Annotated in this window: 22 protein-coding genes; all 22 read left to right on the top strand. The window is 60.9% G+C overall.

Going from position 1 to position 23,432, the window contains the following annotated elements:
• Window positions 1-11: 11 nt before the first annotated feature.
• The 22 genes from F9K07_RS30800 (at window position 12) to F9K07_RS30695 (ending at window position 23,409) form a co-directional block, all read left to right on the top strand.
• Window positions 12-650, top strand: coding sequence for a DUF4400 domain-containing protein (locus tag F9K07_RS30800; RefSeq protein ID WP_159597374.1), 639 nt, complete (start codon window positions 12-14; stop codon window positions 648-650).
• Window positions 651-731: 81 nt separating this feature from the next.
• Window positions 732-1,724: a CpaF family protein gene (locus F9K07_RS30795; RefSeq protein ID WP_159597373.1), complete on the top strand. Its 993-nt coding sequence runs from the start codon at window positions 732-734 to the stop codon at window positions 1,722-1,724.
• Window positions 1,725-1,785: 61 nt separating this feature from the next.
• The gene (locus F9K07_RS30790) at window positions 1,786-2,178 is read left to right on the top strand and encodes a TrbC/VirB2 family protein (RefSeq protein WP_159597372.1); all 393 of its coding nucleotides are present in this window, start codon (window positions 1,786-1,788) and stop codon (window positions 2,176-2,178) included.
• Window positions 2,179-2,181: 3 nt separating this feature from the next.
• Window positions 2,182-2,487 carry a VirB3 family type IV secretion system protein gene (locus F9K07_RS30785; RefSeq protein ID WP_159597371.1) on the top strand — a complete coding sequence of 102 codons (306 nt, stop codon included), beginning with the start codon at window positions 2,182-2,184 and terminating at the stop codon, window positions 2,485-2,487.
• A 24-nt stretch (window positions 2,488-2,511) separates the two neighbouring features.
• On the top strand, window positions 2,512-5,085 hold the full coding sequence (locus F9K07_RS30780; protein WP_236582108.1) for a VirB4 family type IV secretion system protein: 2,574 nt from the start codon (window positions 2,512-2,514) through the stop codon (window positions 5,083-5,085).
• On the top strand, window positions 5,072-5,833 hold the full coding sequence (locus F9K07_RS30775; protein WP_159597369.1) for a hypothetical protein: 762 nt from the start codon (window positions 5,072-5,074) through the stop codon (window positions 5,831-5,833). Before F9K07_RS30780 ends, F9K07_RS30775 begins: the two co-directional genes overlap by 14 nt.
• Window positions 5,834-5,856: 23 nt before the next feature.
• Window positions 5,857-7,224, top strand: coding sequence for a type IV secretion system protein (locus F9K07_RS30770; RefSeq protein WP_159597368.1), 1,368 nt, complete (start codon window positions 5,857-5,859; stop codon window positions 7,222-7,224).
• Window positions 7,225-7,267: 43 nt separating this feature from the next.
• Window positions 7,268-9,292: an AAA family ATPase gene (locus F9K07_RS30765; RefSeq protein ID WP_159597367.1), complete on the top strand. Its 2,025-nt coding sequence runs from the start codon at window positions 7,268-7,270 to the stop codon at window positions 9,290-9,292.
• 2 nt (window positions 9,293-9,294) lie between these two features.
• Window positions 9,295-9,909, top strand: a complete 615-nt coding sequence (locus tag F9K07_RS30760) for a lytic transglycosylase domain-containing protein (RefSeq protein WP_236582107.1) — start codon at window positions 9,295-9,297, stop codon at window positions 9,907-9,909.
• 37 nt (window positions 9,910-9,946) lie between these two features.
• A complete protein-coding gene (locus F9K07_RS30755) occupies window positions 9,947-10,405 on the top strand; it encodes a hypothetical protein (protein ID WP_159597366.1) in 459 nt (152 codons plus the stop codon).
• A gap of 164 nt (window positions 10,406-10,569) precedes the next feature.
• Window positions 10,570-11,349, top strand: a complete 780-nt coding sequence (locus tag F9K07_RS30750) for a type IV secretion system protein (RefSeq protein WP_159597365.1) — start codon at window positions 10,570-10,572, stop codon at window positions 11,347-11,349.
• Complete coding sequence (locus tag F9K07_RS30745; RefSeq protein ID WP_236582106.1) at window positions 11,346-12,260, top strand: TrbG/VirB9 family P-type conjugative transfer protein; 915 nt, start codon at window positions 11,346-11,348, stop codon at window positions 12,258-12,260. Before F9K07_RS30750 ends, F9K07_RS30745 begins: the two co-directional genes overlap by 4 nt.
• A gap of 1 nt (window position 12,261) precedes the next feature.
• Window positions 12,262-13,536 carry a TrbI/VirB10 family protein gene (locus F9K07_RS30740; protein WP_159597364.1) on the top strand — a complete coding sequence of 425 codons (1,275 nt, stop codon included), beginning with the start codon at window positions 12,262-12,264 and terminating at the stop codon, window positions 13,534-13,536.
• Window positions 13,537-13,545: 9 nt separating this feature from the next.
• Window positions 13,546-15,249: a TcpQ domain-containing protein gene (locus tag F9K07_RS30735; RefSeq protein WP_159597363.1), complete on the top strand. Its 1,704-nt coding sequence runs from the start codon at window positions 13,546-13,548 to the stop codon at window positions 15,247-15,249.
• A gap of 15 nt (window positions 15,250-15,264) precedes the next feature.
• Window positions 15,265-15,660, top strand: a complete 396-nt coding sequence (locus tag F9K07_RS30730) for a TcpQ domain-containing protein (protein ID WP_159597362.1) — start codon at window positions 15,265-15,267, stop codon at window positions 15,658-15,660.
• A complete protein-coding gene (gene pilN, locus F9K07_RS30725; RefSeq protein WP_159597361.1) occupies window positions 15,660-17,336 on the top strand; it encodes a PilN family type IVB pilus formation outer membrane protein in 1,677 nt (558 codons plus the stop codon). The genes F9K07_RS30730 and pilN overlap by 1 nt, the downstream gene beginning before the upstream one ends.
• Entirely contained in the window at window positions 17,336-18,628 is a 1,293-nt protein-coding gene (gene pilO2, locus F9K07_RS30720; protein ID WP_159597360.1) for a type 4b pilus protein PilO2, read from the top strand. Before pilN ends, pilO2 begins: the two co-directional genes overlap by 1 nt.
• A 184-nt stretch (window positions 18,629-18,812) precedes the next feature.
• Window positions 18,813-19,202: a type IV pilus biogenesis protein PilP gene (gene pilP / locus F9K07_RS30715; RefSeq protein ID WP_159597359.1), complete on the top strand. Its 390-nt coding sequence runs from the start codon at window positions 18,813-18,815 to the stop codon at window positions 19,200-19,202.
• Between the two features lie 41 nt (window positions 19,203-19,243).
• A complete protein-coding gene (locus tag F9K07_RS30710) occupies window positions 19,244-20,740 on the top strand; it encodes a GspE/PulE family protein (protein ID WP_159597358.1) in 1,497 nt (498 codons plus the stop codon).
• Between the two features lie 2 nt (window positions 20,741-20,742).
• Window positions 20,743-21,822 (top strand): type II secretion system F family protein, encoded by a 1,080-nt coding sequence (locus F9K07_RS30705; protein ID WP_159597357.1) that lies wholly within the window; start codon window positions 20,743-20,745, stop codon window positions 21,820-21,822.
• A gap of 51 nt (window positions 21,823-21,873) precedes the next feature.
• Window positions 21,874-22,413, top strand: coding sequence for a type IV pilin protein (locus tag F9K07_RS30700; protein ID WP_159597420.1), 540 nt, complete (start codon window positions 21,874-21,876; stop codon window positions 22,411-22,413).
• Between the two features lie 30 nt (window positions 22,414-22,443).
• Window positions 22,444-23,409 carry an ATPase, T2SS/T4P/T4SS family gene (locus tag F9K07_RS30695; protein ID WP_159597356.1) on the top strand — a complete coding sequence of 322 codons (966 nt, stop codon included), beginning with the start codon at window positions 22,444-22,446 and terminating at the stop codon, window positions 23,407-23,409.
• The last annotated feature ends 23 nt before the right edge of the window (window positions 23,410-23,432 follow it).

Below are 23,432 nucleotides of genomic sequence, written 5' to 3'. Positions count from 1 at the left end.
GGCATTCACCTATGAAAAACTCCCAGCACCTTGGTTTCTGGTTTGTCCTAGCAATCCTGGGATTCATGCTCTCACCCCTGCTGAGGTCCGGCGAGAGCATGGAGCGCTTCGTGACCGGGGAAATCCAGCAGACAAGGCACGCGATGGGCAAGCGTGCGGCCGACATGGTGGTCGGCTTTGCAAACTCGATCTTCGAGGGCACGCCGCTGATGGTGGTGGCCGGCGCTGCCAAAACCGCCTCGCTCTCGGATGATGATAAGAAGCTCAGCCGCAAGGTCGCAGGCCCAGGGGGCGCAATGATGGGCAACCTCTTCAACAGCTACATGCAGGGCCTGGTACTGCAGTCCTACATCGTGGCCATGCGAATGGCCATCGTGCTGATCTGGCTGGCCTTCCTGGCGCCGCTCTTCGTTGCGGCGGTCTATGACGGCCTGATGCTGCGCAACGTCAAGATGAGCGAATTCGGCTCCCTGCGGCCGGCGACGTTCACGCTTGCCGGGATGGTGGTTATCCCTGTGATCGCGCTGCCGGTGCTGTACCTGGTGCTGCCATTCAGCTTGTCGCCTTTGCTGGCTCCGGCCTGGGCCGCGTTCGTTGCGATGCCGTTGTCCATTCTGGTTTCCAACTCGCAGCCCATCTTCGGGCGCTGAGGGTGCGTATCCCTGTTCAACGGCCCCATTTGGGGATGTTGGGCGGGGAGCGAAACGCAAACCGCAGACAAGAATTCCTGCATGAGTTCAGGAGTCATTGTTGGTGCGGATGGTCGGGGAACGCGCGGCGGCTACAGCCAAAGCGTGCTGAACCAGATCAAGGACACACTTCACATGCTGCGACCGTATTTCGAGGACGAAGAAGTCAACGAAATCATGGTAAACGGGCCCGACGACGTGTTTATCTCACGCCGAGGCAAGGAACTGCGCGTACCGGTGAGTTTGAGCGCCGGCACGATCAAGACCGCAATCACCCTGATCGCCGCGACGGTGGCCAAGGAAGTTGGCGAGAAATCGAACAATCGGATCCTGTCGGCCCCGCTGCCAGGCTTTCGTGTCGAGGCAATCCTGCCGCCCATTGCGGTCAAGGGACCTTCGATGTGTATCCGACGCCATGCAGCGCGCGTCTTCACCATCGAGGAGTATGTCGCCTCAGGAACCATCTCTGAGAAGTACGCGACCCTGCTGGCAAACGCCATCGCAGCGCGAGAAACCTTCTTGGTGGTGGGCGGCACTGCATCTGGCAAGACCACGCTGCTGAACACTGCGCTCTCCATGATTCCCGACGATGAGCGCCTGTTCGTCATCGAGAACGTGCCGGAACTGAAGATCTCGAGCGACAACCATGTCCGCATCGAGTGCGATGAGGACCAGGGCGTTACGCCGCGCAAGGCCGTGCGCACAGCAATGCGCTATGCACCCAAGCGTGTGGTGCTGGGCGAGTTACGGGGGCCGGAGGCCTACGACTGGCTTGACGCTGCCAACACCGGGCACCCTGGCTCGGCTGCAACGATTCACGCCAACAGCGCGCCCAAGGCGCTTCCGCGCCTGGAGAACCTGCTCCTGATGGCCAACATGGGTGTGCCCTACGACCCTTTGCGCGCAGCCATCGCCGACACCGTCGATTGGATGTTCTTCATCTACCGCGATGGCAGCAAGCGGTCGGTCTCACAGGTCAGCCGCCTGCACGGATTCGACCGCGCCAAAGGCGAATACGAGATCGAAAACTTTTGAAGCCGGGCACCTCGCCTGCATCAATCACCCACCCCCCTTTATCAACCTAGAGAGTCACACCATGAACTTTGCCAATTCCTTCCAACTGTTCACCTCGCCCTTCATGAACCGCCGCGCAAACCCGGGCCAATTGCCCATTCTGTTTGCAGCGATCCTGCTCATGCTGGCCGCTTTCATGCCCGTCGAAGCATTCGCTCAGGGTTCGGGTATCACTGTGCCATTCATCCAGGACTTCGGTTGCAGCATCGTCGCCTGGCTGAAGGGTCCACTTGCAATCGTGATCTTCGTGATCGTGGTGGTCGTGACCCTGGTCTTCGGGATGATCTCCAAGATGGATTGGGGCAAGATCATCACGGTCTGCATCATCTTCGGTGTGATCCTTGGCATGGGCTCCATCCTGGCCAACAGCGGCTACATCAACAACATCGCTGGCATGAGCGCCTGCCTGCAGTAAGCCGTGGCGTCGCGGACCAGTCCCTTCCACATCTCGCTCCACCGGCCCAAGCTGATCATGGGGGTGGAGAAGGGGAGTTTCGCAGGCATCGTCTTCATCGGTGTGTTTGCTCTGGTGGCGAAGATGTATTGGGCATACCCAATCCTGGCAATCCTCTACATGATCGCGCGGTGGGTGACCAAGAAGGATGACCAGTTCATGGCCATCCTGCTTCACTACCTCAACGAAGACCACGTCTACGACGCAACGCCTCGGCCGAGCGACTTCAACAGTCGCCCGCGAGGCTGGGGCAAGGGATTGCCCCGTTGAACACACGCGCGGCTAGGTCCGCGCGTGCCTCATTTCACCTTCCCCTGTCGCATTGCCATGCTCTCATTCGAAGACCTCTTCACCAAGCCGCGCAAGGCCGCGAAAAGTTTCGCTGAACTCCTGCCATGGTTCGGGCAGGTTACGCCTGGTCTGGTGCTTTGCCAGGACGGCTCGCTCCTGGCGGGGTTTGCCTTCGCCGGTGAGGACGTCGAGGGCAAGGAAAACTTCGAAGTTGACCAGCGCATTAACCAGCTGCAGATCGCCTTGCGCGCGCTCACCGATCGCGTGACCCTCTGGAGCATTCAGGAGCGTCGATTCACGGACGGCTACAACTTCGGCGAATTCGCCAGCCCGGTGGCCCGCCTCATCGACGAGCAGTGGGGCGCGGCCTGCAAGGTGCAACGAAACGCGGTGATTCGGCAGCACATCTACCTGTCGTACAACTTCCCGAACAAGTCGGAGCGATTCTTCGAAGCTCTAACGGCCGAGATTCAAGAGCACGACGGGCAGGTCCTCAAGGCCACGGCCAGCCTCATCAAGCGCCGTTTCACCGAGAAGGGGGCCATCGCACAGGTGCGTGGTCAACTCGCCGAGATGGCCTCGGAATTCGAGAAAGTGATTGCCTCGTTCGCCGGGGTAGTGCAAAACAACTTGGGATTTCGCCGGATGGAAGGTCCGGAGTTCCTGGGGGAACTCTATTCCCGCGCCAACCTGGCATCGCCACGTGGACCTGTCGCCTCGGTGGGAGATACCCCATTCCTGAACACGATCCTGGCGGCAGACACCATCGAGCGGCGCAATGACCAGTTGATGTTCAAAGGGCCCACCAAGGCCACCTATGTGGCAGCCCTGTCTACCACTGGAACGCCAAGGGAAGCGTATTCCAACGACGTTGATCGTCTGATGGGAACCGACTGCGAGTATGTGCTGGTGCAGTGCTTTCGCTTTCTGGACCGCATGGTGGCCGAGAAGGCAATCCAAGACGCGGAGATGTTCTACCGCTCCGAGGTCAAGTCGGTCGTTACGCGTGTGTTCGAAAGGCTGTTCGACCAGGTCAGTGAGAAGGTCAACACCGGCAACCTGCATCTGGCCCAAGACGCACAGGATGCGCTGGTCGAGCTCACCACCGAGGATCTGACCTACGGCTACTACAACATGACCCTCTTGGCGCTTGGCGACACGCAACGTCAAGCCGAGGTTGCGGCAGACCAGCTGGCGGGCTCGCTGCGCAGCAGTGGCTTCACGATCGTGCGCGAACGCCAGGGGATGATGTCGGCCTACCTGACCAGCCTCCCCGGAAACTCCAACGCGACTTTGCGTTGGAAACTGGCGTCCTCAGCGAACATCGCCGATTTGGCGCCTATCCGGACCATCACGCGCGGCGAAGAACTCCACCCCTTGTTCTCGCGCGTGCTGGGCCGCGAAGTTCCTCCGCTGTGCAGGTTCCTAACGCCCTACGGCGTCTCCTATGACTTCAACCCCCATGAGGGTGATCTTGGACACACGGCAATCATCGGCGGCTCGGGCTCGGGCAAGACATCGCTGATGACCCTGCTCATTGCTCAGTTCCAGAAGTACACGCCCGCTCAGACGTACATCTTCGACAAGGACTACAGCCTGATGATGGGCGCGGTTCTGATGGGGGGCAAACACATCGACTCAGGCCCGAAGGGGCGCGACCGCGGCATGAACCCAGTCAAGGTCATGATGCAGAACAAGGACGACATGCGCCTGCGCCAGTGGATCGAGGTGCTGATCACGGCGGGCGGAAGCGATATCTCGCCAACCGAGAGCGCGACCATCTTCTCGGCAATCCAGGGCCTGCGCCGAAGCCCGGAGTCGGCTTGGCGTCTCTCGGCGGTCTACGCGCTGATTGCCGGCGAGAACCGTGACCTGGCAGCAAAGCTGGCTCCGTATGTGGACCGGTCGGACTCCGATGATGACTACGGCGCGGGCCCATACGCCAACTACTTCGACAACGACGAAGACAACTTCAAGCTGACCCACATGGTTTGCATGGAGTGCGGCGGCATCCTGGAGACGCCCCAGCTGGCCAGCCCATTCATGGACTACGCTTTCTACTGCATCGAGCGCAGTCTGAATGGCACCACGCCCACGCTGATCTACGTGGAAGAGGCCTGGTACATGCTGTCCAACCCCGTCTTCGCGCAGAAGATGGAAGACTGGTTGCGAACATTCCGCAAGAAGCGCGCCTTTGTCATGTTCGCCACGCAAGCACTCGACGAGATCGCGCGCCTTCCCAACATTGGGAGTTTTGTGACCAACATCCCCACGCAGATCTTCCTGCCTGCGGTGAAGTCGTCCGTGCATGAGCAAGCCGAGTTGTTCCGTTCCGTGTTTGGTACCACCGATGCGCAAATGGAGTTGCTGGCCGGTGCGATCCCCAAGCGCGACTACCTGCTGGTTCGGCCTACCGTGACGCGACTTGTCAACACGAAGATGCCACACGCCGTGATCGCGATCAACGAAGCCACGACGCAGGAAGCCAAGCGCGAGCAGCTCGCCATGTATGCGGCTTCTCGTGAAGCCAACTGGGAAATGAAATTTTTGAAGGAGGTCCTCAATGTCCAAGCGTAAATCCATCGTCCAAGCCGCAGTTGTCTCAGTCGCGTTGGCATCACCCATGTCAGCGATGGCCTGGGTAGCTTCGGAGTTCACGCAGATCATGAACAATATTCAACTGCTTTTAGTGGCTGCGGACTCGGCGAAGTCGGCGAAGGCAGAGGTCTCCGCGCTTGCCGTCCAGAACAAGCAGTACGCGATCGATATCGCGAACAACGCCAAGTTCGGATCAATGCCTAGCAACGCTTCGCACAACCAGAAATCCGAGGCAGATCTTCTCGCCTATGCAAAGGCGCTCACGAGTCTGTATGGCTCGTTGGATGAGCAGAAGAAAATGATGGAGGCTCGGATCTCGGAGGCGCGACTTAGCGGTCTCACGTGGGAAAAATACGTTGAAACGGTGCACGCGGATGCGCGGAACCAGAACAAGCGGGCGATCAACCGCATGCAGTACGAGGCATCGGTCCTGGATCAAGTCAAAAACGACTATGAAGCCGCTCGTAGCTTTGAGCCAATGATCGCGAACGCCGCAGGTACGCAGCAATCCCTGCAGGTTCTGAACAAACAAATGAACCGTTTGGTGCTGCAGAACGCGAAGATGACCGAAACGATCGTGGCCACCATGCAGGAGCAATCGCGAGCACAAGCGGATGCTGCGGTCACGAAAGAGCGCACCGCATCTGAGTTGACGCGGATGAGCAAACAGGAGCAGGCGGTCCGCGACCGCCAGCAAGCCGCGGCCAAGGCTGTCCTCAATAAGTGATGCGGTAGACGGCAATGCGGACCATGAACATGCAGGCGAACATCATCTTCGGCTATTGGGTTGGCCGCATTGTCGAACCCACAATTGATTGGCTGGCGGACAAGCGCGCGAGGTTCATGCGCCCCCGCAATCTCGTGCTCACGTTGATCCTCATCGCCGCTTTCGCGAGTGCGTTGGTTGGAGCCCAAGATGCGGGGAATGGTCAGGCCGCAGCTCCAGCGGCGAAATCATCCTATGACGTCGGCATGCAGCAACTGGTGCCGCGTGTGTCCGAGGCGGTAGATCAAGCCCTGCAAAAGCTCGCGAATGGCAATCTCAAGGAGATGGGCAATATCATTGCCGGCTTCTTTCTGGTCGCCCTAATGGTCTGGACTGCCGTGAAGACGATGGCGGCTGGAAGGGGCTTTGGGGAACTGATCGGCGAGTGGGTGCCGATTTGGGTGTCTTTCGCCTTCGTCTACACGTTCCTGGACCAATCGGCCGCGAAAGGCATTGAGGCCTTTATGACGTCGGTGGGTACGGCCTTGGGAGGCGGGCAAATGGGCACGCTGTCGGCCGCATTGGAGACAGTTGCAAATCCGGTTTTCTCCGCAATCGCGACCGTCACGCAAATGCCAACATCGGATATCTCCTCGGCCTTTGATCCGACGAGTTGGCTGCCAGCGGCCATGTCTCTCATCGGTACGATGCTCGCGAAGGGGTTGACCATCCTTTTCTTGGTGATCGCGGCTGTTGGAGGGATGGCGACAGTGATCATGTCGTTTGTGTCGCTGACGTTGGTCTTGGCGCTCGCACCTGTCATGGTGCCGTTCTTCATGTTCAAGCCGCTTTCCTGGATATTCGACTCCTGGCTCAAATTCTTGCTGGGCGCCTGCATGATGAAGATCGTGCTTGCATTCCTGCTCACTGCAGCGTCTTCGATCCTTTCGTCGCTCAGTCAGGTTCAGGCGCAGATGGTGGCAGAGATGGCGGCGGCACAGTCGTCCGAGAAGATGACAGCTGATCTGCTTATGCACGCGATGATGATGATCATCTCCCTGTTGAGCACACTGATGTTGATGCAGGTGCCGTCCATTGCCACGGGCCTGCTGTCGGGTAGCGCGGGTTCTACAGGGTTCGGCGGGATCAAGGGCCTGACCACGGCGCCGAGCGGCAGGATTGCGTCGTCTTCGGTTAGTGCGCCGACGGGAGCCGCCGCAGGTGGAATCAAGAACCTCGCTTCCGGTGGAGTTTCGTCTGCGGTTGGTGCCAGACACGCGAAGAATGGGCAAGAACGCGATATGGCGTACCGCGTGGGCGCATCAAAGGCAGGTTACGACCGCGGCTATCAAAAGACGTTCAAGCAGAAGGCGGCTGCGGATAAAAAGGCGGCGTCCGATATTGCAGTTTGACAACCTTCCGGTATGTTGAGTGCAGTACCAGATCAGAGGCCATATGCTCAAGACCCTTTTCCAGAACGTCTTCTTCCATGCTGAATCGTTGGCAGCGAGACTGTCCATGCTCATCGTCGTCGTCGTCAAGGGCTTCTGGCTTTCGGCGATCGCATGGCAGAGCTTTCGTGGCTACATGGGATGGGGTGCGGGCGTCGAACTGGGAAGCCGCGCAGAGCCGGCAGCCAGCATCTTCGCGCCCATCTTCATCCTGTCAGCCTTGGGCGGCTGTGCGCTGATCTGGCGAGTGATCGCCCGCGTGGCACTGGGCGACCTGACCATCAGCGGATCGGTCTTCATGCAGGTTGCGGCTCCAACGCTTGCAGGCCTGGGGGCGTGTTTCCTGGTCCTGATGCTGTTCTTCTCCAGCCAGCCTATGGGTCTCCCAATGGCGCTGCTGGCTGGTTACGTTGCCTGGATGACGCTACTCGCGGTGCTCGCACGGGTTGGCCCGTTGGCGACCGGCGAAATCACCGCTACCCGAACCCGGGTGTCGAACAAGGTGGCTATGACGGAGAAGTCGGTCGCACGCCGTGTTCACCCGAAGACCACCTTCAAGGACATCTTCGGCAACGCCGAGATCAAGGCCCGCCTGAATGAAGCCGCCAACGTAATCGTGGCTCGCCGAGCCGATGGCAAGACCGCGCGCAACGGCATCCTGCTCTCTGGCGAGCCGGGCAACGGCAAGACTGTCTTCGCCGAGGCCCTGGCCGGCGAACTCAAGCTCCCGCTGTTCCAGTTGTCGTACGCGGACGTGGCCAGTCCCTGGGTGGGCGAAAAGTCCTCACGCATCAATGCCGTATTCGCCGAGGCGCGTGCCAACCAGCCCTGCGTGCTGTTCGTCGATGAGGTTGACAGCTTCCTCGAATCGCGTGATGGCGGAGCCGGTCAAGGCGTGAAAGAGGATCGCGACGTGGTTAACGCGCTGCTCACGCTCATGGTCGACGTTCGCAAGGACCGTGTCATCCTTGTGGCTGCCACCAACCACATCGACCGCCTGGACGGCGCGGGCATCCGTGAGGGCCGCTTTGACTTCAAGGTCGAGATCACGCCGCCCGACAGCGAGGCCCGGGTTGGCCTGCTTAAATTCGGCTTGAAGACCAACCTGCCAAAAGCCCTCGTCGATGAGGCGCTCGTCGAAGCGGTTGCGTGCCGATGGAATGGTTTTTCCGTCAAGCGCATCCTGGCCGTCACCGAGGAACTGCCTTCATATCTTGAGCGCGAGGGGAAGACCCAGCCGGCGTTCGAAGACTTCATGGGCGCGCTGCGAACGCTGCAGGGCCGCAAAGGCACGACGCTGGAGAACGTCAAGCCCATGGAAGAACTGGTGCTAACGCCGACCACCCGCGACATGCTGGAGCTGGTCGCCGGGCGCATGGCCGACCCTGAGCACACCGAGTCGCATGGCGGCACACTGCCTACCGGCGTGCTGTTCTACGGCCCTCCCGGTACTGGCAAGACTGCCACTGCGAAAGCCCTGGCGAAAGCCATCGATTGGGCCTTCCTGCCGGCGACCGGCGCGGACCTTGCTCGTGACCCCAAGGCACTGGAAAAGCTCTACGCCAAGGCCAAGGAACTGCGCCCCTGCATGATTTTCGTGGACGAGGCCGACGAGCTGCTCAAGAGCCGAGACTACTCGCCCAACACCGAAGCCACCAACAAGCTGCTCACGCTCATGGATGGCGTGAACGACCGCGTCAAGGATGTGGTCTGGGTGGCTGCGACGAACAACCCGGAGCAGATCGACGCCGCCTTGCTGCGCGGTGGACGCTTCACCGAGAAGGTGCTGTTTGAGCGCCCGAATGCCGAGGCGATGGGTGTCTACCTTGAACAGTGGTTCGCCCGTCGCAAGGTGAAGCTGGGAGCAGGTTTGACGCTGGCCGCCGTTGGCAAAGCTGTGGAGGGCGAGAGCATCGCCAACGCCGAAGCCGTTGCCCAGGCAGCGCTCAACCGGGCTATTTCGCGGCGAGTAACGCCGGTCGTGCTCTGCCAGGCCGATCTCGACCAGGCAGTCAGGACGGTTCTCTAAGCATGAAACGAATGATGGGCCTGCTTCTGGCGGGCGTTGTGATCGCGAGCGGCGCAAGCGCGCAGTCGGCAGGAGCCATTCCGCGTTTGGAGGATATGGCGCTGACGCCGGCCACACGATGCGTGGTCGCGGCAGCCGAACGCCACTCGGTGAATCCGTGGGTGCTCAAGGCAATCCTCAAGGTGGAGAGCAATTTCAACCCGGGGGCGGTCAACCGAAACCCGAACGGCACAAAAGACATCGGGATGGCACAGATCAACACCATCCATCTGCGCGAGCTATCCAAGCATGGGATCAGCGGAACCGACCTGCTCGATCCATGCGTATCGACCTACGTGGCAGCGTGGCATCTATCCAAGCAATATCGCCAGTACGGAAACACGTGGTTTGCCGTGGGCGCCTATCACTCTGTCTCGCGTTGCTACAACGATCGGTACGTCGACCTGGTGTGGAACGCTCTGGTGGACTGGAAGGTGGTGGAAGAGCCTCGCCGGCGTACGAAGTCCCTTGAGGCATGCGGATTCAAGGCCGTGGCCCAAGAGGGAGGCGCGAAGAAGCCGACTGGCTCCCGAGTCGCCAAGGCGGAAAGCTCGGGCCTCATGGCGTTCGACCAGTGAACCGAACTCGCGCCCATCCATGGCAACTGGAATATCGATGAGCAAGACAACTGAAGAACTTCTGCAGCTGCTGCTGGGGCTCCCCGAGAGCGAGCGACTGCGCATCCTCGATGTGCTCGCAGCGTTGCATGGCAGGCCAGCACGCCAGAAAGGAGCCGCCGTGCCTGCCGTAGCGCTGGGGGATATCCCGGCGAGCGAGGCGCGGTCGGAGCTCGAAAACGTCACGAACTGGTACGAAGGGCTGGACCCTGCGGGGAGCCTGTACGACCGCATTCAGCAAATCGAAAATGCGCTTGAGCAAGTCGATGAGCGCGAAGCCATCGCGTACTTGCAGCAGCAACGAAGGGCAATCCTCGATGACCAACCGAGCCTTGCCGTGCGGATGTCGGTCACGAAGATCGCCACCGAACAGCCGTGGTTGATCGTGGGGGCAATCGTGGGCGCATGCCTTGCCGTGGCCGCTTTTGCGCGGTGGGGATGGAGCGTGTGGTTCTAGGTTCGCACCACCCCTGAAATGGCCAGCCGTCGAGCTGGCTTTTTTTTCGATCAGAGCAGTCCAAGTGAGGGCCCTTTCCCGGGGCTATGCGGTGAAACGCAGACGTTGAACGTCCCTGCCTGTGGGCACTTCGTCCTTAGCATCGTCCGGGAAAGGTACCGCTCATGTCTTTTTTCAATCGATCCAGACCCACTAAAGGAAACGGACCACTGGTCCCGTCAGAGGACACACCCGGCAAGAAGGCCAAGAAGGTCGACGCCATCGCTGCAATGGCCAATCAGCCGAACACGCCGGCAGTCGTCTTCGGCAAGGGGATGGCGGCGTTCGCCGAGATCTACGGCTCCTCCAAAGTGGATGCTGCCCGCTGGTTCGTCGTGGCGATGCTGTCGATCCTGCTCGCGATCGCGGCGGTCGCCTCGGTGTCGGTTCTGCTGCCGCTCAAGGAAGTGCGTCCATGGGTAGTGGAGATCAATCCCGAGACGGGCATCGTCAACCGTCCAGTCCAGGTCGAGAGGATCGACCCGAATCTGGCGGTGATCAAGGCCGAGCTGGCGCGCTGGGTGGAGGCTGTCTACACCCTCGATCCGCTGCGAACGTCCGAACAAATGCGCTGGGCGAACAGCCGCGCCGCTGACAAGGCCGTGGCGCAGTTCACGGAGTTTCGTGCGCGCGAACGCGTTTTCGAGCGCATTCGCAACGAGAAGGACCTGGCGCGCGAGGTCAAGGTGACGGCTGTCGACGCAAGCGCCCGCGGAACGGCCTTCATTTTCATCACGACCACCGAGCGGGTCGGTTCGAGCGCACCGGCCGCCGACCGCATCAAGCGATACCGCGTCACCCTGAACTACCGGCTGACGCCCGCAACCCAGGAAGCCGCATTGCTGGCAAACCCCCTGGGCATTCTTGTCACCTACTTTAGCGATGCCGAGGAGCGCGCGCAGTGAAGATCAACTACCGAACTCCCATGAGCATGCTGAACGCTCGCGGCTTGAGCGCAGCGCTCGCCGTTGCCGCTTTGTTGCTGGCGCATCAACCGGCGACGGCCGAACTCATTGCAACGCCCCTTCGCGGCGATACGCGGCTGGTGGAGTTCCAATTCGATGCGGACAACACATTCTTGGTCCTGGCCAAACCGCGGGCAGTGACCCATCTGCAGTTCGCGCCCGACGAAGTGATCATGTCGGTCGCTGCGGGCGACACCTCGAACTGGGAGATCACGCCCACCAAGAACCGCAAGAACCTCTTTCTCAAGCCTCGCTACGAAGACCTTGAGACTTCCTTGACGGTACTCACCGACAAGCGCCCCTACCAGTTCGTGCTCAAGTCCACGGGCGACGGAAGAAAGTGGTACCAGCGAGTCTCCTGGGTCTACGCCAAGGAAGTGCTGTTGGAAATGGATCCATCCGAGGTTGCGGGAGCAGCAGAGGATGAGGCAGAGCGACCGACGCGCCTCAAGGAGGGCCAGGTACCTGTGCCGTCGAGCGCGCCAGGGGCCGCCCGCAGCGTTGAAGGCAAGCCCCGGTCGGAGCAAGGCGATGCCGGTGCCTTGGGGATCAATCCGTCCAGCATGCGGTTCAACTACCGCATCGAGGGGGATGCGCCGTTCCGGCCGGACATGGTCTTTGACGACGGCAAGTTCACCTACTTCCGCATGCCCGCAAATCTGCAGGAGCAGCCGGCGCTGTTCGCCGTCATCGAAGGGAACGAGTACAGCCTGGTGAACTACACGGTCAACGGGGACTACATCGTCGCGCAGCGCTTGCTGGAGACCGCGGTTCTCAAGTTGGGTAAGCCCGAGGTGCGCGTGCACCGCGTCATCAAGCGCAATTGGCTTGGTCAGGTCGTGCAGGACTGATATGGGCCTGTCCAACGAATCGATCATCGCGCCGGAAGAGCCCAAGCCGGGCATTCCGCTGAAGAAGTCCACCCTGGCGGTGCTCGCAGTTGGCGTGCTCAGCCTCGGCGTGGCCTCTTCCATGTTTCTCGGCGGGGGCAGTTCTCAACCGGCCGATCTTTCAGTGAAGCCGACCGAAGCCCCAGTTGGCCAGGTCGTTGGCAAGCCGCAATCCATTGATGAGGAGATAGCCGCAGTGGCTGGAGAGCCTCGCGTGGTGCCGGAGAGCGTGCGCCGACCAGACAACACGGCCAGCTTGTACGAAAAGCCGATGGCGTCCCTCGAGAACGAGCGAGTCTCGCCCGTCGTTGCGCCGGCCCAGCCCGACCAGCAAGCCCTGCTGGATGCCGAGCGCGAAGCCGAAGTCCGGCTGGCCAAGGCGATGGTCGTGGATTTCGATGAGCGCAACGGAGAAGCCAAGGGCCCGCTCGCCATGACGCCAGCGGGAATGGTCGTGGGAGCGGCGCAGCAGATGTCCGGGGGCCAGCTTCCTATGGAAGCCGCCGCCGAGGCCGAGTACCCGGGCATCGCCAAGGCGATCCAACGCCTGCAGGAGGAAAAAGGCGGCAGCATTCAGTCCACGTCCTGGATGAAAGAGTACGCCGGCGAAGTCGGAGGAAGGACACGCGGGGGAAAGGTACTGCAAAGCTACCAGGCTCCTTCCGACCTCGTGCTGATGCAGGGCAAGGTCATCCCCGCTGTACTTGGTCGCGCGATCAACTCCGATCTGCCCGGGAGAATCTCCGCCTACACCACCGTGGACATCTACGACAGCCTCGGCAAGGGGCAGTTGCTGATACCGAAGGGTAGCGTGCTTGATGGGAAGTACGACTCCAACGTGAAGGTCGGTCAGGCACGAATCCTGTTTGCCTTCGAACGATTGATCCTTCCCGATGGCACCAGCTTCGATATGCCGCCGGCACCGGGCTCTGACCTCAGGGGAGCGGCGGGCATCTCGGGTGAGGTCAATAACCACTTCCTGAAGATGTTCGCATCGAGCTTCTTCATTGCGGTGCTGGCAGACAAAACGTCCGCCCCAACAGGCGTCACGACGATTGGCAATGAAAGCGGCGGCATCAAGGGCGCCGCTGGCGAAATTCTTGTCGATGTGAGCAAGTCGATCCTGGATCGCAACAAAGTCATCCCGCCCACCATCACGGTGCGCCAGGGAGAGCGCATCAACGTCGAGGTCGTGAGCGACATGGTGTTCCCGCGAGCCCACAACCGCCGCAAATAGGTCAACACAATGAAAGCCAAACTTACCAAGGCGGCGGCAGCTGCCGCAATCGTCCTGCTCAATGCAAACGCGGCCGTGGGCAGCGCCAAGCAACAGGTCGGTGCCTATGACTTCACCTACATGACCTCGGGCAGCCTCAGGGCAGCGCCCGTGCAGGTCTTTGACGACGGCCGCAATACCTACTTCCAGTTCAGAGCTGGCGAAGCGATCCCAGCCATCTTCGCCAAGAACAACGGCGGCATGAAGCTTCTGGTGCCGACCCACGAAGGCCCGTACATCAAGGTATCTGAGGTACATGGCCAATTCACGCTGCAGCTCGGGCGCGCGCAGGCGATGGTCGTCCACGGAGCTGGAGATCGCCTGGATGTGCCACCGATCGATCAGCTTGCCGAGAATGGTATGAGAACGCCTTACAGCGGCGGCCCGGTGCGCCCGGGATCGCGACTGGTGGCATCGCTTGCACCGGTAGTTCCCGCCCTGGTGGATGACGCGCAGGAACGCAACAGCTACGCAACCCCAGTCCGAGGGGACCGCGTGGCATGGGTCGAACCGCAAGTTTCCACGACCGAACAAACGATCTGGTTCCCCAAAGGGAGCCATGTGCTGGGGCCCCAAGGGCGCAAGCTGCTGGCGGCCATCGCAGCCAAGGTGGCGTCGGGCGACCGGCTCGAGGTCGTTGGGCGTGACGACGAGACGCTCAAGGAAGGTCTGGACCAGGCGCGCGCAAAGGCGATGCGCGATGCGCTTGTGAAGGCTGGGGTGTCTGCAGAGTCCATCACCACGCGGGTGGCCGTTGCGGGCAAGCAGGACAAGAACCTCTGGGAGTCCAACGTTCGCGTGAGCGTGGAAGCCAAGGCACAGGGCGCGCGCCAGGCGGGCTCCCATCAGCGCCCCATGAACAGCAACCAAGCCAACATCCAGGCGCTGGTGCGCTCGGGCGTACTCACGGTGGAACAGGGCAACGCAATGCTGCGGCGCCATTCGGCCCAAGCTGCTATGGACACGCCGAATGGGCCCAGCCTCACGCCGCCGCCCGTGGCGCAACCCGCCGTACCGGCTGGGGGTTTTCGGATGCTGGCCACGGACAAGACGGTCCAAGGCACCGTGCGCCGCTGGGCCGCGGCCGTGGGGCACACCATCGTTTGGGAGGTTCCGCCAGAACTGGACGCACAAGTCGCGGGAGACGCTGCGATTCAGGCTTCCTCTATCAAGGAAGCGATTGAACGTCTGCTGGTCGGCCTGCGCCAAGCAGGGTACGCGTTGGATGCAACCGTCTACAGCAACCGTGTGATCCGCTTCACGGCGGCGGGCGCTAAGCCTGAGGCGGCACCCACAACGTCAACGCCCGCCGCAACCAATGCAGCAGCGACGAACGCGGCGCGCGGGCCAGTTGCGAACAGCCGCGCCGGGCGCCCGATTGCGAACCAATCCGACTCTATGGGGGGGTTTGGGCTCGATGAGCCGGGGCGCAAGTGGTCGATGAGAGCAGACGATAAGAGCCTGGAACAAATGCTCAATCGCTGGGGCCGTGAGGCCAACTGGTCGGTCGTTTGGAATGCGCGCGAGAGCGTGCCGATCGCGGGGGATGCGCTGGTCGATCAACCCACCTTCCTGGCGGCGGCCGATTTCGTTATGGCACAGGTGGCCTCTGCGGGTTATCGGATGAAGGCAGTGGCCTACGCAAACAACACGCTGGTCATCAGCGGCATTTGAGATTTGAGGACAACCATGAACGCAAAACACACCATCACGTTGCTGGCTCTCGTCGCCGCATCCGCGCAGGCGCAGAACATTCGCATCGTGACCGAGGAATTCCCGATCCAGGCGTCGACGACTGCGCTGCCCATCAAGCCGATGGAGAAGCCGCCCGCACCCAAGGTGGACCTGTCGTTGTCCATCAAAGCGGGTGACCTCATCTCGCCGCGTCTGGTGGAGTGGGCCAAACGCCACGGCTACTCCCTCAGCTGGGAAGCGCCGGAATTCCGTAGTGAAGCCGACCTGGTGCTGAACCACGACTTCGACAAAGCGCTGGACATGGTCCTCGGCTCAATGCGTCTGAACAAGGTGCGACTGGAGGCTGAGATCTACGCAAACAACGCCGTGCGCATTCAAGAGGTGAAGTGATGACCAAGACCAAAAAAACGATCCTCGCGACGATGATGATCGCAACCCTCGCTGGCTGCTCGACCGCGACGATGAAGCCCGTCGTCGAAAAGGTCGACGCCGTGGGCAAGGAGGCCCAAAGCGCACTCCGTGCCGTTCGCGACACCACTGCGATGGGCCCGGTCGTGGCAACGTCGGTGCGTCGTGTCGACCGGGTTTGGATCCCGGTCAGCAAAATGGCTGAGGCGAAGGACCCGCGCGCTGAGGCGGCGCTCAATCGTTCGTTTGCCGTGAATCGTCGATTCGATGGTCTCGTGGACTCGGCAAGCTACCTGAGCCAGATCACCGGCATCGTGACAAGTGTTTCGCGTGCTGCGCGGAAGAACGCCGAGGCTGAAGTTTCGTCCAGCGAGACGCCCGCCAGCCCTTCAGGAACGCCTGCGAACAGTTCACAGGCACCGCTTCCCCCTCTGCCGAGCGGTACGGTCCAGGCCAATGGATCTGCCGCAGGATCACGCGACGCCGTGGCAGCTCCGGTGGTGTACAGCGGCTCGGTGCGTGGCTTCCTGGACCTGATGGCGTCGAAATATGGCGTCTTCTGGGAGTGGGACGGCATGGGCGTTCACTTCTTCGTGACCAAGTCGGCGACCTTCCGTCTTGCAGCGCTCCCGGGCGATACCAGCCTGCAGGCGCGCGTTGGTACGCAATCGAACACCACCACCGGCGTCAACGGCAACAGTTCGAACGGCTCGGCTAGCGGTTCTGCCAGCAGTGAGATGCGCGCAGGGGTTGAGTTCTCCGGCATGAGCGTCTGGAAGGGCATCGAAGACAGCATCAAGGCGATGCTTTCCCCAGACGGGCGCCTGGTTGTTACCCCTTCTACTGGCACCATCACCGTTGACGACACACCCGTGGTCATCGAGCGATTGGCGCGCTTTGTGGACGCGCAAAACGCTTCGCTTTCGAGGCAAGTGTCGATCAACGTGAAGGTCCTCGCTGTCGAACTCAGTGACTCGGATCAATACGGGATCAACTGGGAGGCGGTGTACCAGAGCGTCAACCGCAGCGTGGGTTTGACCCTTTCCTCGGCCGCGGAGCCGATCATCGGTGCCTCTTCGTTCGGCATGCGAATCCTGTCACCGACCAGCAACTGGAACGGAACGGAAGCGATGGTCGAAGCCCTGTCCAAACAAGGACGCGTCTCGCAGGTCACGTCGGCCTCACTCCTGACGATCAACAACCAACCTGCGCCGATTCAGGTGGGGCGTCAAACGGCCTACTTGGCATCGAGCACGACGACGCTGGGAACTGGCGGCGCGGGGAATACCACGACGCTCCAGCCTGGGCAGGTCACTACTGGTTTCTCCCTGAACACGCTGCCACACATTCTCGATGACAAGCGTCTGATGCTGCAGTTCAGCGGGGACATTTCGTCGTTGCTCGGGATCGATCAGGTCGTTTCGGGCGGCTCCTCCATTCAGACGCCGGAGATCGACACGCGCAACTTCCTTCAGCGCACGATCCTCAACAGTGGCGAAACGCTGGTGGTGACCGGCTTCGAGCAGCTGGCGGATGAAGGCCGTTCGGCTGGGGTCGGCAAGGCGACCAATGTGGCGCTGGGCGGCTCTGTGCGGGCCTCGAAGACACGCAATGTCCTGGTCGTGTTGATCCAGCCGATCGTTGCAGGTGCACGCTGATGGAACTCGCCCAGGTGTTTTCCTATGGCGGTCGTGACTTCGCGGCTGGGCTGCTCTGGCAGCCTCTCACATCCACGAACACCGGGGAGCGTGCGACCGAGATCAAGGGAATCGGCAAGGAACTAGATCTCAACCTTCACGTTGTCCACCGAGATGGGCTGTGCACCGGCCTGGCCAAGTCAGGTGCCGAGATCAAGGCCGGCGTCGCCTCCCTGGCGATGGCGGTGGTGGATCGCTTGCACGAACTCAGTAACGCTCGTGACTTCCTGTTTGTCGCCGACCTCGGTGGAGGCCGGTGGTACTACCTCGCTCAGAAGGATGGGGTGATCATTCCCGAAAGGGACCAGATCATCGATTCGGAAGAGATCGCCAAAACAATGTTCTACCAGGACAACAGTATTGGCGAGTGGGGCAACATGTTCTTGCCAGGCCATTGGGGCGTGGCACTGTCCGAAGAAGCGCCTTCCCTCGAAGAGCTTCTACCGCTCGGGCGCAGGGGCAAGCTGGTGCTCCAGCGCTCGTGGGTGCTGGCTCCGATCACGGTCACAGCCGCACAGATGGTGACCAAGCACGCGAAACCGCTGGTTCTTGCGCTTGCGGTCGTCGCCGCCTGTGCGTACGGGCTCAATGAGTTCAAGGCGTATCAAAGAACCAAGGCAATCGAGCAAGCAAGGCGCGTAGCTGCCGAGCTCGAAGCAAGCAAAGCGGCAGAGATGCCGCGGCCTCGCCCTTGGGGCGAGATCCCGATGGCGAGCGAACAGAAGAACGCCTGCCTTGGAACCCTGGAAGCGTTCACCCTGTTCCCGGGCAACTGGGATCTTGCCAGCGTCAGTTGCACTGGCGGCGTCGTTGTGGTGGCCTGGAAGCCATCCGGCCGGGGCTGGATCGATCACCTCAAGAGCGTCGTGCCCGATGCAGTGATCTCTTTGGACGGCAGCCTTGCTTCCTCGACGCGCCCACTGCCGTCGCTGCTGATCGGGAAGGACGAGGAGGTGTCTCCGTCCAACGCACGGGTGGCCGAAATGTACTCGGCCGCACAGCGCTACGGCTTCAAGCTGACCGTGAGCGCGCCCGCGACAAGCAATACCCAGGTGCTTCCCGGCCAGAAGCGCCAGGGTGGCGCAGAGCCGCTCTGGGACGAACTCACTTGGAAGGCAGACGGCGTGACGTTGCCGGATGCGGTTGTCGATGCACTTGACGGCAGCGGGTTCCGCCTGCGCTCGATGGCAGCGCAGTGGAAGGGCGGCCGAATGATTTGGATGATGGAAGGATCGCAGTATGTTCGAAAGTAAGTTCAGCTCTCTCAGCAAGCTCTTGGTCGCCGTAGCTGCGGCCAGTGCTGCGACGAGTTACGCACAACAGATGCCGCGTCAGGGCACGGGGGCGAGCGAGCCACAGGCCGCTGCGGCTACGACCCCCGTTGCTGCTGGCCGTGGAAGCCCGGCAGCATCTGCCATTGCTGTCATCAATGAGCGCATGAGCGTCAAAGAGGCCGAGTTGTCTGAGCTCGAGCTGGATGCGAAGCTCGAAGCAAAGCGCTCGGAGATTGCGCACCTGAAACGCGGCCCGGCAAGTCAAGCCGACGACGGCTCCACGCCCGCGGTCCTCGAAATCGGCGGTGTCGATGGCAAGTTTGTCGCGAGTTTGGTGATGCCAGGCGGCAACGTCCAGTCCGTCCGGGTTGGAGACACGGTTGGTGGCTGGGGGGTGCGCCAGATCACGGTGGATGCAATCACGCTGGGCCGTGGCAAAGAGTCGAAGCGCCTGACCTTTGGTGCGGCGGCAACGCCCGCAGCCGGCGCAGCCGTTCCGCCGGGCGCCACTTCGCCTAACGCGCCGTCGCTGCTCGCTCCGCGCGCGCAGTAAATGCAACGGACCGGCACTGATAACCACAAGAAAGCAAGGCCATGAAGGTATTGACGGCGAAAGACGGAGAGCTACAGGTTGCGGACGAGGTGCGTGCCATCTTGGCCTACCTTGACGACGGCCGTCTGATGGTGTCGAAGAGCCACGTCTACAACCGTCATGTGCGCGGGTTTATGGCCAAGCTCAAGCACCTGAAACGTGAAGTTCGGGTGGAAGAGTGTGATCTGGCAGCGATCGCCAAGCTGTACGACCAGGCAAGCGGGTCAGAGACGCATTCCAACATGCAGGCGACGGCAAAGCAGCTCTTTGAGCGCGCTGTCGAGAAGCGAGCGTCGGATATCCACATTCGCGTCAGTTCGCGCAACCGCACCCAGATCCTCTTTCGCATCCACAACGACCTCACCTTCATCGAAGAGCACACCTTCGAGTACGGGTCGCAGTTGTGCACGACCATCTTCCAGGCGATGGCGGATGTGTCAGACGCCACTTTCGAAGAGCTGTCGCGCCAGGACGCGCGGATTTCGATGCGCAGCCGAATTCCAGTGCACCTGGACGGCATCCGAATCGCCACATCACCGCAGGTCGATGGGTACATCATGGTGCTTCGTCTGCTATACAACGACGCCACGAACGATCTCGACCTGGCTCGTCTGGGGTACTCGCCCGAGCAGGTTGCGTGCGTCGAGATACTCAAGCGCAAGCCTACCGGTGTCGTGCTGATTGGTGGACCTACCGGCTCAGGGAAGTCGACCACGCTTCAGAGGGCCCTGGGCGCCATCATCCAGCAAGCGCAAGGTCGAAAGCACGTGATCACCGTGGAGGACCCTCCCGAGTATCCGATTCCCGGAGCCGTCCAAACACCTGTGACGAACGCTGACTCCGAAGAGGAACGGTCGCGTGAGTACCAGATGGCCATCAAGGCGGCAATGCGCCTGGACCCGGACATCATCATGCTCTCCGAGATTCGGGACAACCCGAGCGGGCGACTGGCGGTTCAGGCCGCCATGACCGGACACCAGGTCTGGAGCACGGTTCATGCGAACAGTGCGGTCGCCATCATCGATCGTCTCACTGACCTTGGGGTGAACCCAGCATTGGTGACAGACCCGACGATCGTGGCGGGCCTGATTTGCCAGCGCCTGGTCAAGGTGTTGTGCCCCCACTGCAAGCAGCCTCTTGCCGACCACCTAGCCGAGTTCGATCCGCGAACGGTGGGGCGCTTCATGCGCGCCATCAACGTCGAGAGGGCCTTTGTTCAGAACCCTGATGGTTGCGACAAGTGCGGTGGCAGCGGCACCAGCGGAAGGACTGTGGTCGCGGAGACGATCGTCAGCGACGAGAGCCTTATGGCTCTCCTGCGACAGAACGACCGACTTGCTGCGATCACGTACATCCGCGAAGAACTCGGCGTCATGTCAATGCTCGAGCACGCCATCCGCAAGATCAACGAAGGGATCATCGATCCGCTGCAAGCGGAGGATGTAGTCGGCCCCCTTGCTGAGAACCACGGTGACGAACGACTTGCATTGGTGGCCTGATCATGGATGAGCTCGAATTCAAGTTTGCTCGTTTCATGTTCCGCAACGACGCGAACCTGCGTCGGCGTCTGTATTTGAAGCTCGGAAAGTTGCTGGGGAACGGCGTTCCCATCATCGATGCATTGGAAACGATGCGGGCCCGAAGAGTGACGCTGAAAAGCACCAAGGAACCGCTTGCGGTTGCCCTTTCGGACTGGCTGCGAAAGCTGCGCAACGGCAGTCGCTTGTCCCAGGCGATCGTCGGCTGGGTCAGCCCAGATGAGGCGATGCTGATTTCCGCTGGCGAGCAGTCGGGAAAGATCGAAGACGCGTTGGTCTCTGCGGCGGAAGTGATGACCGCCAAGAAGAAGATCAAGAACGCGGTCGTCGGCGGGATCGCCTACCCATCCGTCATGCTGTTGATCGCATTCGGGGTGTTGGTCATGTTCAGCTACAAGATCATCCCGGAGTTCGCACAGATCGTTCCATACGAGAAGTGGCACGGCGTGGCGAAGCTGATGATCGACTTCGCCAACTTTGCCCGAGCTTGGATGGGCGCAATCGCTGGCGTGCCAGTTGCGCTGGTTCTTGCGTTTTGGTGGAGCCTGCCCAGGTGGAGCGAGGGGCTGCGTATCCGGTTCGATAGAGCGGTCCCGTATAGCGTCTACCGGGTGCAGCACGGCAGTGCATGGATGATCAGCTTCGCCGCACTGGTTGGCGCAGGAGTGCGGATCGAGACTGCCCTTGAGCAGCTGCTTTCTGGCGCCTCGCCCTGGATGCGCATACGGATTCTGGCGTGCCTAAAGGGAATGCGATCTGGCCTCAACCCAGGCGATGCACTTGCAAAGTCCGGGTATGGATTCCCCGACATCGAAATCATCGATGACCTTGGTGTCTACGCGAGATTGTCCGGGTTCGAGACCGCGCTTTCGACGATTGGCAAAGAGTGGATTGCAGAGTCAGTCGAGAAGATCGAATCGATGATGAAAGTCATCTTCGGGTTCAGCATCCTCTTCGTCGGCCTGTTCATTGCTCTCATGGTCGCTGGCCTCATGGGCATGGAGCTTCAGATGTCTCAAGTAATTCAGAGCAGCTATCGCTGAACTCAATAGCGATCCCATTCTTCAAACTCCCATTTCAACAGAAGGAACCCAATGAAATCGTTCAAACGCACCACGAAGTTCAAGAAGCAAGCCGGCGTGACTCTCATGGAGCTCATTGCTGGACTGACTGTGATGGCCATCATCGTCGGGGGTGCAATGGCGCTCTATCAGAACGCAATGTCGAGCCAGCAGACGACCCAACTTACCCAGGACCTGGCAGCCGTGCGCGCCTCGGTGAAACAGATCTGGCAGGGCCAGGGGAGCTTCGGCGCCAGTGGGACGAACCTCAACAGCGTGCTGGTCACCGCGAAGCGCATTCCGACGTCGATCCGCGTTGACTCGACGACGACCCCGCCGACGCTTACGCATGCAGGCAACGGCAACGTCGTCGTTACCTCGGCTATCACTTCGTTTGAGGTGACGATGACCAACATCAACGAAGACATCTGCATTCCGCTTCTGACCGGTGCGCAGGGATGGCTAAGCGTGAGTGTTAGTGGCGGTACGCCTGTGACTTCGTTCCCTGTTTCGCCGCCCGATGCTGTCACCGCGTGTGCGGCCGGCACCACTATCGCCTTCCGGGGCAACTAAGCCACAACGCAGCGTACTAGGAGGGCACTGATGCTGGTCGGCCTGAAATTCAAGGACATCTATCTGGCCAAAGAACGTGCCTGGCTGTCTGGCGTTCCCAATACGAAGGATCCGGTGCTCGCGCCCCCGGAAGCTGAAAGCGACCTCCAGGAGCTTCGACGCATTCTTTCGGAACGCCAATCGAGCGCCTCGCAAGAGGAGTTCCCAGTTCGATCAGGCGGCGTGACCTATCGGGTATCCGTCCTCAGGTCCATCACCGAGGTGGTGCACGTACTCCGCCGCATGCCCAGCACGATCCCTTCGCCCGAAGAACTCAGCATCCATCCCGCTTATGTCGACATGTTGCTCAAGCCTGGGCTGAACGGGCTGGTGGTTGTCGCGGGAGCCTTTGGGCATGGGAAAACGACCACCGCATCGTCCATGATCGCGGCGCGCCTCCAAAAATTTGGAGGGATCGGCGTCACGATCGAGGATCCACCGGAGATGCCACTTCAGGGGAATCATGGCGAAGGCGTTTGCTTCCAGACCGAAGCGGAACATGGCAAGTTCGGAGAGGCGTGCAGGAAAGCAAATCGGTGGACGCCTACGATCATGTTCATCGGGGAGGTGCGTGACTCCGAGAGCGCGGCCGAGGCGCTTAGATGGTCGATCAACGGTCGCCTCGTGATCTGCACTGTGCATGCAGATTCTGCAGCGATGGCTGTGGAGCGCATGTACTCGCTAGCCAACGGGGCGATTGCCAACCCCGAGGACACGTCCAGTCTTCTGGCGAATGGCCTACTTGCGGTGCTGCACCAACGCCTCGAGGGCGAGCCGCGCAAGCCGAAGCTTGAGTTTCTGTGGTTGGGCGACCAGGATGCAACAGGCGTGCGGAACAACATTCGCCAGCGTCGTTGGGAGCACCTTGGAAACGAGGTTCAGATGCAACGGAATCGCCTGATGGTGCAACGTCGGCCAGCAGTTGACGGTGACACCAGACCGGTCGTGCGAGGTTGATGTGGTACCGCTTTGGATTGTGG

The sequence above is a fragment of the Hydrogenophaga sp. BPS33 genome (assembly GCF_009859475.1).
In the GTDB taxonomy this organism is placed as follows: Bacteria; Pseudomonadota; Gammaproteobacteria; order Burkholderiales; family Burkholderiaceae_C; genus Hydrogenophaga.
This window is presented reverse-complemented; position numbering and strand designations above follow the sequence as displayed.